General features: G+C 60.6%; 15 protein-coding genes. All 15 read right to left on the bottom strand.

All coding sequences use genetic code 11. The features are described 5' to 3' along the window. Complete coding sequence (locus ACFP6B_RS07820; RefSeq protein ID WP_377128995.1) at nt 1-996, bottom strand: tyrosine recombinase XerC; 996 nt, start codon at nt 994-996, stop codon at nt 1-3. A 38-nt stretch (nt 997-1,034) separates the two neighbouring features. Beyond that, complete coding sequence (gene dprA / locus ACFP6B_RS07815) at nt 1,035-2,285, bottom strand: DNA-processing protein DprA (protein ID WP_377128992.1); 1,251 nt, start codon at nt 2,283-2,285, stop codon at nt 1,035-1,037. Beyond that, the gene (locus tag ACFP6B_RS07810; RefSeq protein WP_377128989.1) at nt 2,282-3,832 is read right to left on the bottom strand and encodes a YifB family Mg chelatase-like AAA ATPase; all 1,551 of its coding nucleotides are present in this window, start codon (nt 3,830-3,832) and stop codon (nt 2,282-2,284) included. Before ACFP6B_RS07810 ends, dprA begins: the two co-directional genes overlap by 4 nt. A 2-nt stretch (nt 3,833-3,834) precedes the next feature. After that, complete coding sequence (locus tag ACFP6B_RS07805; RefSeq protein WP_377128986.1) at nt 3,835-4,251, bottom strand: YraN family protein; 417 nt, start codon at nt 4,249-4,251, stop codon at nt 3,835-3,837. Nucleotides 4,252-4,537: 286 nt separating this feature from the next. Then, the gene (locus tag ACFP6B_RS07800) at nt 4,538-4,873 is read right to left on the bottom strand and encodes a DUF2469 family protein (RefSeq protein WP_377128983.1); all 336 of its coding nucleotides are present in this window, start codon (nt 4,871-4,873) and stop codon (nt 4,538-4,540) included. After that, on the bottom strand, nt 4,870-5,652 hold the full coding sequence (locus ACFP6B_RS07795; protein WP_377128980.1) for a ribonuclease HII: 783 nt from the start codon (nt 5,650-5,652) through the stop codon (nt 4,870-4,872). Before ACFP6B_RS07795 ends, ACFP6B_RS07800 begins: the two co-directional genes overlap by 4 nt. Before the next feature lie 4 nt (nt 5,653-5,656). Next, nucleotides 5,657-6,391 carry a signal peptidase I gene (lepB, locus tag ACFP6B_RS07790; RefSeq protein ID WP_237194118.1) on the bottom strand — a complete coding sequence of 245 codons (735 nt, stop codon included), beginning with the start codon at nt 6,389-6,391 and terminating at the stop codon, nt 5,657-5,659. Nucleotides 6,392-6,441: 50 nt separating this feature from the next. Next, entirely contained in the window at nt 6,442-7,098 is a 657-nt protein-coding gene (gene lepB, locus ACFP6B_RS07785) for a signal peptidase I (protein ID WP_377128976.1), read from the bottom strand. A gap of 23 nt (nt 7,099-7,121) precedes the next feature. Further along, nucleotides 7,122-7,469, bottom strand: coding sequence for a 50S ribosomal protein L19 (gene rplS, locus ACFP6B_RS07780; RefSeq protein ID WP_135011098.1), 348 nt, complete (start codon nt 7,467-7,469; stop codon nt 7,122-7,124). A 289-nt stretch (nt 7,470-7,758) separates the two neighbouring features. Further along, entirely contained in the window at nt 7,759-8,583 is an 825-nt protein-coding gene (trmD, locus tag ACFP6B_RS07775; protein WP_377128972.1) for a tRNA (guanosine(37)-N1)-methyltransferase TrmD, read from the bottom strand. Nucleotides 8,584-8,588: 5 nt separating this feature from the next. Further along, complete coding sequence (rimM, locus tag ACFP6B_RS07770) at nt 8,589-9,206, bottom strand: ribosome maturation factor RimM (protein WP_377128969.1); 618 nt, start codon at nt 9,204-9,206, stop codon at nt 8,589-8,591. 132 nt (nt 9,207-9,338) lie between these two features. After that, on the bottom strand, nt 9,339-9,581 hold the full coding sequence (locus tag ACFP6B_RS07765) for an RNA-binding protein (RefSeq protein ID WP_135011094.1): 243 nt from the start codon (nt 9,579-9,581) through the stop codon (nt 9,339-9,341). A gap of 2 nt (nt 9,582-9,583) precedes the next feature. Beyond that, nucleotides 9,584-10,012 (bottom strand): 30S ribosomal protein S16, encoded by a 429-nt coding sequence (gene rpsP, locus ACFP6B_RS07760; protein ID WP_185174544.1) that lies wholly within the window; start codon nt 10,010-10,012, stop codon nt 9,584-9,586. Between the two features lie 206 nt (nt 10,013-10,218). After that, nucleotides 10,219-11,400 carry an ABC transporter permease gene (locus ACFP6B_RS07755; protein WP_377128965.1) on the bottom strand — a complete coding sequence of 394 codons (1,182 nt, stop codon included), beginning with the start codon at nt 11,398-11,400 and terminating at the stop codon, nt 10,219-10,221. Then, nucleotides 11,397-12,314 carry an ABC transporter ATP-binding protein gene (locus ACFP6B_RS07750; RefSeq protein WP_377128962.1) on the bottom strand — a complete coding sequence of 306 codons (918 nt, stop codon included), beginning with the start codon at nt 12,312-12,314 and terminating at the stop codon, nt 11,397-11,399. Before ACFP6B_RS07750 ends, ACFP6B_RS07755 begins: the two co-directional genes overlap by 4 nt. Between the last annotated feature and the right edge of the window lie 73 nt (nt 12,315-12,387).

Genomic DNA, 12,387 nt, shown 5'->3' with positions numbered 1-12,387 from the left:
TTAGGCCCGGGGGTGAGCCCTGCTATAGGCCTGGGCAAGGCGGTCTACCGAGACATGGGTATAGACCTGGGTGGTTGCTAAAGAACTGTGCCCAAGAAACTCTTGGACGGCTCTGATATCTGCTCCCCCATCGACCATGTGGGTTGCAGCTGTATGGCGGAAGACGTGGGCGCCTGTGGCTTCGGTGTCGCCCAGGGTACCCAGCAGGGTGGTGAGGTCTTGGCGAATCTGCCGGGGGTTGGCGCGTTTACCTTGGGGGCCGATGAAGAGGGCGTGTTGAGCCGGGGCGCTTTTAGCTGCTTCTGTCTCGGGAAGCCACTGCGGGCGTCCTGCCACAACCCACCGGTTGAGGGCCTGCATAGCCTGGGCTCCAAAGGGCACGACCCGCTCTTTATTGCCCTTACCCAGTACGCGTAGGGTTCGCTGGTGACGGTCAATGCTGGCTAGATCGAGACCGGTGAGCTCTGAGATGCGCAACCCGCTGGCGTAGAGTAGCTCCACTACCGCCTGAAGTCGCAGGAGTCGGGCGTCCCGCGGGGTCTGCTCCAGAGCTGCTGTGAGGGTTGTGGTGAGGGCCTGCATCTGGGCTTCGCTGAGTACCGAGGGCAGGTGGTTGCTCTTCTTGGGGGTAGTGAGTTTGAGTGCCGGGTTGGCTTGGATGAGTTCTTCTTCCTCCGCCCAGGTGAAGAAGGTCCGCAAGGACGAGGTCCGTCGGGCCATAGAGCTCCGGGCAGCTTGTTTGCGGTGATGGTAGGCTAGCCAGTCTCGAATGACTTCAAGGGTGATGTGGGAGAGGTGGGTGGTGCCGTGCCTGCGGGCGTGGGCAAAGAAATCGGTGAGGTCGGAGACGTAGGCCCGAATTGTTTGGGGTGAGCGGTGGAGTTCGTAGGTGAGGTAGCGTTCAAAGGCTTCAAGGGCTCGTACGAACTCTCGGTCTTCATCGACCGTGGAGGCCCCGATTTTGAGGGTGGTGGGTAGCTGGTCTGCAGGGTGCACCGTACCGCTCCTTCCTACCGGTGGCTGAGGTCAGGTCTTCATTCTATCCCCCGGAGCTTTCCGCCGACGGTTTGGTTTTTTCGCCAGCCCATGCCTTCCTGCTCTGCGAGGTTGAGTCGGTTGAGTTGGGCTAGGGCAATCATGACGGTTCGGGCAGGTAGCGCAAGGTCAGCACTGAGCTGTTCAACGGTAGCCGGAGTGCGGAGGGGCAGTACGTCCCACACCCGTCTTTGAGTTTCGGTAAGCGAGTCCAGGAGCTGCTGGTGGGCAGAGGGAGCTGCAAATAGGCTGGTTTGTTCTGCAGCTATCTCCGAGGTTCTGTCGTCAAGAATCTGCCGGGCATCGGTCACAAGCTGGGCTAGGCCGTCTCGAATCAGACGGTGGCAGCCTTCTGAGGTCGGTGAAAAGATAGGGCCGGGTACAGCATAGACGGGGCGCCCCAGTTCTAGGGCATGATGGGCGGTGTTGAGCGCGCCACTGCGCCAGCGGGCTTCGATAACTATGCTGGCCCCGGTGAGAGCGGCGATGAGCCGATTACGTTGAAGGAACCTGTAACGGGTGGGGTTCTGCCCCAGGGGAACCTCGCTCAGCAGCAGGCCCCGTTCAATAATCTCGTGCAGCAGGCGTTCATTGGGCTTGGGGTAGAGACGGTCAAGACCTCCTGCCATTAACGCTACCGTGGGCAGGGAAGACGTTGCTGTAGCGAGTGCAGCTCGATGGGCGGTGGCGTCTACGCCAAAGGCTCCACCTGAGACCACCGTATAGCCCCGGTTTGCTAGTTCACCGGCCAGGTGGCTTGTTGCTGAGTTACCGTAGGAGCTGACATCGCGGGACCCCACTACCGCATAACTCTTTTCGGTGGTGAGCTGGGCTAGTAGCTGGCGGTCTCCCCTGCCCCAGAGGCCGACCGGAATTTTTTCTGCGAGGTCATTCAAGGCCTGTGGCCAGTCGGGGTCTTCGGGGATACACAGCCAGCTGCCGCTGGCCCGGGCTAAAGCCATATCCTGTTGAACGCTGATACCTGCCCGTCTGCTCTTCCACCGCTGCGTCCGTTCACCGATGGCACTAGCGAGGGCAGGTGCCGCAGAGACATCGCGTGCTCCTGCTTCCTCAAGGTGGCGGGCTAGAAGATGCGGGGTGAGCTCCTGACGGCCGGTGAGGTAGTCTGCGGCACGGACCGGGCCGACTAGCCGAAGCAGGGTGTAGGTTGCGACGTCCTCGGGGTCGGTAATGCGCAGGATCTCGGTGCGGGCTCTACGAATATCGTGGTGGGGGTCGTGATGTGTCATGTCTGGTAGCTTTCAGTGGCGTGGTTGCGGAAGTAGAGGGCAAGGTCAAGGTGGTCTCGGCTGGGGCTGGTGGCTCCATCTAAGTCGGCTAAGGTCCAGGCGGTTCGTAGCACTCGGTCATAGCCGCGGGCTGTGAGGGTTCCGTGGTCCAGGGCGGTGGAGAGGGACGAGGTCAGTTGAGCTGAAAGCTTGAGAGGGCCTCTCAGAATCTTGCCGTTCGTCTCAGCGTTTGTGGTCACGCCCAGCGGGCTTAGTCTTTCCGCCTGGGCTTTGCGGGCTTGGCTGACCCGGTAACGAATCTCGTCTGAGCTTTCGTTGGTGCCGCTGGTAGCGAGGTCGGCGGCCGTTACTTTAGGGACGCTGATATGAAGATCAATACGGTCGAGCAGGGGGCCCGATAGCCGGCTGAAGTAGGATCTTCGCTCACGACTAGTACAGGTGCAGTCTAGACCGCGCCCCACGTTGTAGCCGCAGGGGCAGGGGTTGGCAGCTAAAACGAGTTGAAACCTAGCCGGGTACCGGGCTGAAGCAGCTGAGCGACTAATAATAACTTCGCCGCTTTCGAGGGGCTGGCGCAGAGAATCTAGGACGCTGCGCTTAAATTCCGGGGCTTCATCGAGAAAAAGGACGCCCCGGTGCGCCTTTGAGATACACCCCGGCTTGGGCAGCCCGGCACCGCCTCCCATAATCGCCGGTGCGCTGGCAGTGTGGTGGGGTGCTTCGAAAGGCGGTCTGGTCATCAGTTCGGTGAGCGGCTCACCCGAACGGCAGAGCGAGTGCACCGCGGTGACATCCAGGGCTTCTTGCGGTGTGAGCGGAGGAAGAATACCGGGGAGGCGTTCTGCCAGCATGGTCTTGCCAGAACCGGGTGGGCCGGTCAGCAACAGGTGATGGCCCCCTGCAGCCGCTATTTCAAGGGCTAGGCGCCCCTCAGCCTGCCCGGCAACATCTGCCATATCAGCGCTCTGCTGCGGGCTGCTGGGCTCCGCAACGGTCCTCTGGCTCCCCACCAGAACTGGTCTTTTGAGTTTTTCTGGTTCGGGGCAGCCCAGGAGTTCGAACACTTCAGCGAGACAGGTGACCCCGGTCACTTCAACCCCCTCTATGAGGGCTGCTTCTTGGGCGTTACCCTCGGGTACAACTACCCGCTCATGCCCGGCATCGCGGGCCGCTTTGACGGCAGGTAGTACTCCGGGAACCTGTCGCACGCTCCCATCGAGACCAACTTCGCCCAGGAAGACCGTGCGACCTGATGAACCTAGCTGCCCCGCCGCCTGCTGGGCTGCAACCAACATGGCCACATCAAATGCCGAGCCGCGTTTAGGAAGGGTAGGCGGGGTGAGGTTGATGGTGAGTTTCTGGGGAGGCAGGGGCAGCCCGGAATTCTTCGCGGCAGACCGCACCCGGTCTTTAGCCTCGTTCAAAGAACTATCGGGCAGCCCGAGCAGCACGAAGCCGGGTAAGGCAGATGAAATATCGGCTTCTACTTCAACGAGGTAGCCGGTAACGCCCACCAGGGCAACCGAATAGGTTCGTGCGAAGGCCACAGCTACACCACCGCCTGCCGATGCTCAAACGTGAAATCCGTTGGGCTCCCGCACAGGGCGATAGCGTCTACTCTCATGGTGGTATAGGGAGCCCGGTTTTCTGCTAACCAGGCGTAGGCCAGGTGTCGTAGCATCTGGCATTTCCGGGCAGTAATGGATTCAAGAGGGTGCCCGTAACCCGCACCAGAACGGGTTTTAACCTCGATAAAGACCAGGGTCTGGTCGCTATCGCGCATAATCAAATCAAGTTCACCGCTCCACCTCGGCCGCTCTTCAGTTCGTGCGGGCCGCCAGTTACGAGCCAAGAGAGTATAGCCCTGTTGCTCTAAGACTGCCAGGGCGATATCTTCACCCCAGCGCCCCACTTCTTTGGGCCGCAAGGACGCATGGGGCGAGACTGGCTGTAGTGCGGGGTTCATAGGGGCCTCCTTCAAGTATCAGGGTTAGCCCCATCATGACCTGCTGTGTCTGGTTCTACCTACCTCTGTGCTGGCTGTGGATATCGCCCTTTCCCTATACCACCAGGTCAGCGCCAGATAGCTCCCCTATTCACGCTCATAAACGGTACAGCCGTGACGCAACCATGACGCCCCGCGCGTCCTTATCCCCAGCCAGCTGCACCGGGCGTCCGCGCACCTCTACCCTCTATAGACGAAAAACCCGCCCCTTCCCTCACGGGAAGGAGGCGGGCTCACACGCTAGCTTTTAGGCCGAACCGGGGTCGAAATCACTCATGGTCGGCACGACCAGGTCTTCGGCGGCAGCGCGTTCTTCAACGTTCACATCGCGCACCGAATACACCTTCACGTTCTTAACAAATCGAGACTGGCGGAAAATATCCCACACCCACACGTCCTGCATCTCAACCTCAAAATACAGAGACCCGTCAGCAGTTCGCGGGGTCACCTGCACCTGGTTGGCCAGGTAAAAACGGCGATCGGTCTCAACGATATAGGTAAAGAGCTCAGCTACACTCTTGTACTCTTCATACAGGGCTAGCTGGGCACCTGACTCGTAGCTCTCAAGATCCTCTTGGCTCATACTTCTTCCTTCTCTCGTTCCACCATAGCCTGCTGGATTTGTGCCTCGGTAGCCGGCAACGACCAGCTCAGCCGATGCAAGGGGGTGGGCCCCATCGTTTCTATCGCGGTGCGGTGGGCGCCCGACCCGTAGCCCTTATTTTTCGCCCAGCCGTAGCCGGGGTAGCGCACGTCCAGCTCGTCCATGAGGGTATCGCGCTCCACCTTAGCCACAACCGAAGCTGCCGCGATAGAGGCACAACGATAGTCACCCTTAATCTCCATCTGCACCGGCCCAAACCAGCCACCTGACTCCCCCGCCAGACCTGCCCAGGCTTCAGCCACCAGCCCACGGTAGAGGGCGGTTGCCGGGTCAAGGTCGGCAAAAAGGTCAGCCTCGGGAGCAGAAAGCCAGTTATGCTTGCCATCCAAGAGGATGGCATCAGGGTAGGCCCCAGCCCGAGCCACCTGGGCAAGAGCCCGCTGCCCCGCTAAACGCAGGGCCGTGGTGATACCCAGAGCATCGATTTCAGCAGGGCTAGCGTGCCCCACCGCGGTCACGGCCCACTGCTTCACCTGCGGAGCCATCGCCACCCGCTTTTTCTCGGTCAGGGCCTTTGAATCGATGAGCCCCTCGATGCTGAGCTGGGCGCTCGCATCGATCACGGCAACCCCAGCGGTGACCGGCCCGGCCAGCGGTCCGCGCCCCACCTCGTCCATACCCGCCACCAGGGTCTTGCCCGCTGTAAAAAGCTCGGTTTCGACGCTCAGGTCAGCGGACGCGGGTTCTTTAGCTGGCACGGTCTTACTCGGTATCGGGTACGTCGGCAAAGACATCGCTGGCCCCACCAATGAAAGTGAAGCTAGACAGGGGCCAAGCAACCACGAAGACTTCGCCCACGACGTCGGCGTCGTTGATGAACTCGGTGCCGGTCTGAATATGGTAGCGGGAGTCAGCAGAGTTAGAGCGGTTATCGCCCATGACGAAGTAGGAGTTCTGGGGAACAATCACGTCGAAAGGAAGCTCGGTGGGGCTTACACCTGGCTTGAGGTAGGTCTCGTCAATTTCTACGCCGTTGACGGTAATGCGACCATCGGCGGTACCTACGATATGGTCACCGCCCACGCCAATCACACGCTTGACCAGGTAGTTTGATGAGCTATCGGGCATAACCCCCACAAAGGCTAGGGCATCACGCACGGGGTTAGAGCTGGTAGAGACCGGCATCCAGCCCTGAGTGTCCTTGAAGACCACGATGTCACCGCGCTCGGCTTCGGTGAAGAGTCCACCTGCCACGTTCACAAAAACGCGGTCGTTGATCTGCAGGGTATCTTCCATGGAGCTAGAAGGAATGTAAAACCCGCGAACCACAAAGGTTTTCAGCAGGAAGGCGATGAGCACAGCGTAGAGGATAATCAGGGCGTACTCTTTGACCGCGCTGTTTTCGCGGCGGCGCTTACCGCCGCGGGGCTTCTCGGTCGAGGCTGTGGTGGCGTCCTGTGCCGCTGCCTCGATGCTGTCTGAATTCTGCTGCTCCATGAGCCCGCACCCTTCTGCTGTGAACGTGTTTAGAGGATAGTTTAGTGGTTTTAGCTGGGAGCTTGACCAAAGCGGTGGGCCGGCCAGGCGATGAAGACCGGGGTGCCGATGATTTTCTCGGTGCGGATCATACCGCCGCCGGGTGCCCCTAGCAGGGCCCGGGAGTCAGCGGACGCCGAGCGGTGGTCGCCCATCACCCATATGCGTCCTTCGGGCACCTGTACGCTAAAGCTCACCTCGCTGGCGCTGTCGCCGGGATAAAGATAGGGCTCTTCAGAGCGCTGCCCGTTGATTAGAAGATAGCCCTCGGCATCGCAGCACTCGACGGTATCGCCAGCTACTCCGATGACGCGCTTGATGTAGACCGTATCTGATCCCACCAACCCGAGCCACTGCCCCGCGGTTGTGAGCGGGTCACGTACCCAGGGGCTGCCGGGTACATAGGGGGCGAAGGAGCCGGTACCGTCAAAAACGACCACATCGCCACGCTGGGGCTCGGTAGCTAGTTTTGAGACTAGAATACGGTCGCCCGGTTCATAGGTGGGTTCCATAGAACTTGAGGGTATGTAGAACACATCAATGAAAAAGGAGCGAACCACCAGGAGCACGGTAAAGGCGAGGGTCGCAGCGACAGCAACAAGGCGCCAGCCCTGTAGAAAGGGTTGGCGCCTTGCCTCAGAAGAGTCGGCGTTTACGCCAGTCTCCATAAATCTGGTGAAACCTAAATGGCTTAGGCTTCGCGCTTCTCGCGGATACGAGCAGCCTTACCGTGACGGTCGCGCATGTAGTAGAGCTTTGCACGGCGGACGTCACCGCGGGTGACAACCTCGATCTTTTCGATGACGGGAGAGTGTACGGGGAAGGTACGCTCTACGCCGACACCAAAGGAAACCTTGCGGACGGTGAAGGTTTCGCGGACGCCAGCGCCCTGACGGCCAACAACGAAGCCCTTGAAGACCTGGACACGGCTGCGGTTACCTTCAACAATGTTGACGTGTACGTTCAGGGTGTCGCCGGGGCCGAACTCGGGGATGTCGGTGCGAAGTGACTTGTTATCAATGAAGTCAAGAGTCTGCATTGAGTTTCTCCGTGAATATCTCTGCCGCAGGTCAAACATATTCGGTGTACGTCGCAGGCAGTGTCTAGGGTCACCGGGTGGTGCCAGACTGATGCTGTCTGCGATGAATTCTTTACTCACCGCGCTCTGAACGGTCAGAGCCGGTGGTTCACGCTGTTATAGGTCGCTCTTCCCCCTGCGGCAGGGGCGTGCCCAGCATGAACACAAAGAAAAATTATCCCACAGAAAACCCGCCCGCACCAGGGGTCCCGGGGCGGGCGTCCGCGTGTTGCCTGTGAGCTTACCTACTTTACCGACCTTCGCTCGAAAGCTCGGCCTCACGCTCAGCTTTTTGGGCAGCTTTCTGCTCGGTGTGCAGCTCCTGCAGGAGCTTGCGGTCTTTCTTGTCCCAGTTCTCTGCGGGGTAGGCCTTGACCATATCGGGGCGGCGGGCGAAGGTGCGCTTGATTTGCTCGTCGCGGCGCCAGCGGGCGATAGCACCGTGGTTGCCAGAGAGCAGGACGGGCGGCACCTGCTGGTTTCGCCAGGTGGCGGGCTTGGTGTAGACCGGGTATTCCAGCAGCCCGCCGGTGTGGGACTCTTCGGCCAGGGATTCGGGGTTGCCCATGGCCCCGGGAATCAGGCGGGTAATGGCCTCAATCATCACCATCACGGCCACTTCACCCCCGTAGAGCACGTAGTCGCCGATTGATACGGGCAGCACCCTAAATTCCTGCTCAGCCCAGTCCAGCACACGCTCGTCGATGCCTTCGTAGCGGGCCGGGGCGAACACGATGTGCTCTTCTTCTGCCAGGTCGTAGGCCAGCTGCTGGTTGAAGACGGTGCCGGCCGGTGAGGGCACGATCAGCAGGGGTTTGCCCCCGTCCGCCCGTGCGGACGCCGGTGAGGCGGCAAGCGCCTGGTCCAGAGCGAGGCCCCAGGGTTCGGGTTTCATGACCATGCCTGCTCCCCCGCCGTAGGGGGTATCGTCAACGGTCTTGTGCCGGTCGAAGGCGAAGTCACGCAGGTTGGTCAGGTGCAGGTCAACCTTGCCCGATTCGCGGGCTTTGCCCATGAGGGAGAGCTCTAGCGGGGCCAGGTATTCGGGGAAGATGGTGATGACGTCAAAGCGCATGAGCGTTAGTTGTGCTCGCTCTCGGTCTCGGGTTCTGCTTCTTCATCGTCGCTGTTGAGTTCGAGCAGGCCGGCGGGCGGGTTGATGATGATGTAGCCCCCTTCGGTGTCGATAGCGGGGATGAGTTCTTCGACGAAGGGGATCATGACCTCTTCACCGTCTGCGGTATTTTCGAGAATTAGCAGGTCCTGGGTGGGCATGGTCTGCAGGCCGGTGACGATGGCGATGGGCTCTTCGGGCAGATAGCCGTCCTTGATGTCGGCGGCCAGGTAGACGGGCAGGTCGAGCAGTTCGTGCTCGTAGTAGCCTTCGTCGTCGCTGTCGGTGGCGGTTTCTGCGGAGGAGTCGAAGGTGAGGCGGGTGTCGCGGAGTTCTTCGGCCTGGTTGCGGTTGATGACTTCTTCGAAGGCTACGACCAGGATTTTTTTGTTCCAGCGGGATTTTTTGACGGTGAGGGTGCCAGCGGGGGCGATGGTACCTGCGGGGCTTGCAGGGTTGAAGTTTTCGATGTCGAGTACGGCCCCGGGAGCGAAGCGTTCTTCGGGGGCGTCGGTGAAGAGCTGGACGGTGACTTCGCCGCGGATGCCGTGGGGTTTGCCGATGCGGGCGACCTGTACCTGCACGCGTATCTCCTTGGGGGTAAAGGTGTTGTGGGGTTTGGGTCTAACTTTACCGGGTTTTGCGGACGCGGGTGGGTAGGTACAAGAATGCCCCTACAGCTGATAAGCGGTAGGGGCTTCTTGAGAAGTATTCAGTTAGCGTCGTCGGTCGGTGTCGATGACGTCTACGCGCACGTGGTCGCCGTCGTTGATGGCGTTGACCACGGTGCGGATGGACTTGGCGGTGCGGCCGGAGCGGCCAATCACGCGGCCAAGGTCATCAGGGTTCACGCGAACCTCCAGGGTTTCGCCCCGGCGGCCGGTTTTGGCGCGGACCTGGACGTCGTCTGGGTTGTCGACGATACCCCGAACGAGGTGTTCGAGAGCGTCAGCCAACATGATTACTCAGCTGCTTCCTCAGAAGCTGCTTCTTCAGCAGCCTCTTCTGCGGGAGCTTCTTCAGCCTTGTCCTCGCCCTTGGGGGTGATTGCCTCGGGAAGGATGACGGAACCCTTTTCGGGAACAACGAACTCGGGCTTTGCGTCAACGGGCTTTACGGTTGACTCGGCCTTTTCGCCCTTGGCAGCAGCCAGGTCGCCGGTCAGCTTCAGCAGAGCAGCTACCTGCTCGGTGGGCTGGGCGCCAACTGACAGCCAGTACTGGGCACGCTCTGAGTTGATCTCGATGCGTGAGGGGTTCTCGGTCGGGTGGTAAATGCCGATTTCCTCGATAGCCTTACCGTCACGCTTGGTGCGTGAGTCAGCTACTACAACACGGTAGCGGGGATCGCGGATTTTACCGAAACGCTTCAGACGAATTTTAACAGCCACTGTAGTGGTTTCTCCTGTTTTCTATAACTGTTCGAGGTCAGGGGTCAGCTCGTGGGGCGGGCGTCGTCAAGACCTCTGCGGACACAATTTCTCCCGGATGAGAGGGGCCGGGAAAAATCGAGTACCCGTCAAGTATGCCAGCTTGGCCCCGCTTAATCTAGGGTTACGCCCCGTGCAGTCAGCGTGTTGTGAGCAAGCTGACCGTTTTATTTCCTCAGCGCCTGCTTCCAGCTCACGGAGGTGCCGCCGCGCATGATGTTGGCGCGGTAGATACGGGCGCCGAGCCGGGTGAGAAGGGCTGCTACTGCCAGGGTGAGGGTGAGGGCGAGTAGGGGTTCCCAGAGGGCTACGTCTTCGGTGAGCAGGCGGCGGGGCATGGCAATGGAAGATAGGACAGGCACGAAGGAGACGACCTTGAGCCAGGTTCCTGAGACGTAGATACCAGCGAAGAGGGCGGCGATGAGCACCATGGTGATGGGGTTGGAGAGGTTGGCGATGTCTTCGGTGCGAGCTGCCATGGCGCCGACTGCGGCCCAGATGGTGGCGATAGCTGCGAAGCCAACGACGTAGAACAGGGCGAACCAGCCTGCTGAGGGCAGGATCCAGCCGAATTCTGAGGCGCTGCCGGTGATTTGCATGCCGATGAGGCCGGCGACTGCGTAGATGGCTACTTGCAAGATGGCGAGCACGATATTGCCCACGATTTTTCCAGCGAGGAGTTGGCCGAGCGGTATGGCGGTGGCGATAATTTCGACGATGCGGTTTTGTTTTTCTTCGACCACGGAGTTGGCGATGGCTACGCCGAAGAGCACGGTGGTCATATAGAAAATCATGGCGAAGACCATGGCGATGAGGAAAGCCAGCCCTGCATTGCTGTTGCCGGAGAGGACGCTGGTGCTCACCTGGGTGCCCGCGGCCAGGGCTTCGAGATCAACGCCTGCGGCAGTTGCGTTTTCGGCGGTGATGGTGGAGGTGATGACGGCACCCAGTTCAGTGACCAGGCTGTTGTCGGGGGAAGAGTCAAAGACGAGTTCCCAGCCCTGGTCTGTGGGGGCGAGGTAGGCGTCCGCGTCCCCGTCGGCAACGAGGGTGCGGGCGGCGTCCGCGCTGTCGACCTGGGTGGCGGTGTAGCTGGTGTTCTCGTCGCTGCTGGCTTCAGCGGCAGCAACCAGAGAGGTGGCTCGGTCGTCGCTGGTGGCTACGGTGTAATCGGTTGACCCCGAGCTCATAAAGTAAGGGATGAGGATTGCTGCCAGGATGATGACGAGGGAGAAGATGGTTCCGCCGATGAAGGATTTGTCGCGCAGCTTGACCATGATTTCGCGGGTTGCGACGATTTGCCAGGCGTTTTTGGGGGCGGTACTGGGGCGGGTGGGTGCGATGTTCATTGGCCGGTGACCTTTCGGTAGATGTCGCCGAGGGTGGGGAGCTGGCGGGAGAACTCATGCATGTCGTGGTGGAGTCCGGTGCTCAAGATCTGGTGGCGGACGCTGGCCAGGTCAGCGCCGGGGGCTAGTTCGAGGACAGCGTCGGTGCCGGAGACGTCGAGGACGTTCACCCCGGCCAGGTCGCGGAGCCAGGCGGCATCCTCCCCACCCCGGTAGAGGTAGCGGGGGGCGCCTGATGCGCGCAGTTCGGTGGCGCTGCCGCTGGCGCGGACGGTTCCGCCGTGCAGAATAACCACGCGGTCGCAGAGACGGTCAACCAGGTCTAGCTGGTGGGAGGAAAAGAGGATGGGGACCCCACCCCGCATGAGCTCGCGCATCATGGAGACCATGGTGTCTACGGCTTTGGGGTCAAGGCCAGAGAAGGGTTCGTCAAGAATCAGGGCGGTGGGCTGGTGCAGGATAGAGGCTACGATCTGCACCCGTTGCTGGTTGCCGAGGGAGAGGGATTCGAGTTTGTCGTTCAGGCGCTCCCCCAGCCCCAGTTCGGTGAGACGATCGGTGGCGATGGTGCGGGCGGTGCTGGCACTCATACCGCGTAGCTGGCCCAGGTAGACGAGCTGGGCCAGGATAGCCTGTTTGGGGTAGAGGCCGCGTTCTTCGGGCATGTAGCCAAAGTTTGCGCGGTCTTCGGCGGTGATGGCACGCCCGCCGTAAAGTACCTGCCCGGCAGTCGGTTCGAGCAGACCCATAATCATGCGCATGGTGGTGGTCTTGCCAGCACCGTTTGCGCCAAGAAAACCGGTCATGGAGCCGGGTTCAACGGTAAAGCTCACCTTTTCTACGGCGGCTGTGGCGGTGGGGCCATTGCCGTAGACCTTGGTGAGGTCGCGGACTTCTATCGTACGGTCGTTCATAAGGGCACTTCCTGTGGCTTGCTTGTACCCCCAAGTCTAGAAAGTCCACGCGAAGAAGAACTCCCCCGTGGGG

The organism is Rothia nasimurium, from assembly GCF_042660305.1.
In the GTDB taxonomy this organism is placed as follows: Bacteria; Actinomycetota; Actinomycetes; order Actinomycetales; family Micrococcaceae; genus Rothia; species Rothia nasimurium.
Note: the sequence above shows the minus strand (reverse complement) of the source record. Positions and strands in the feature narration are given on the sequence as shown.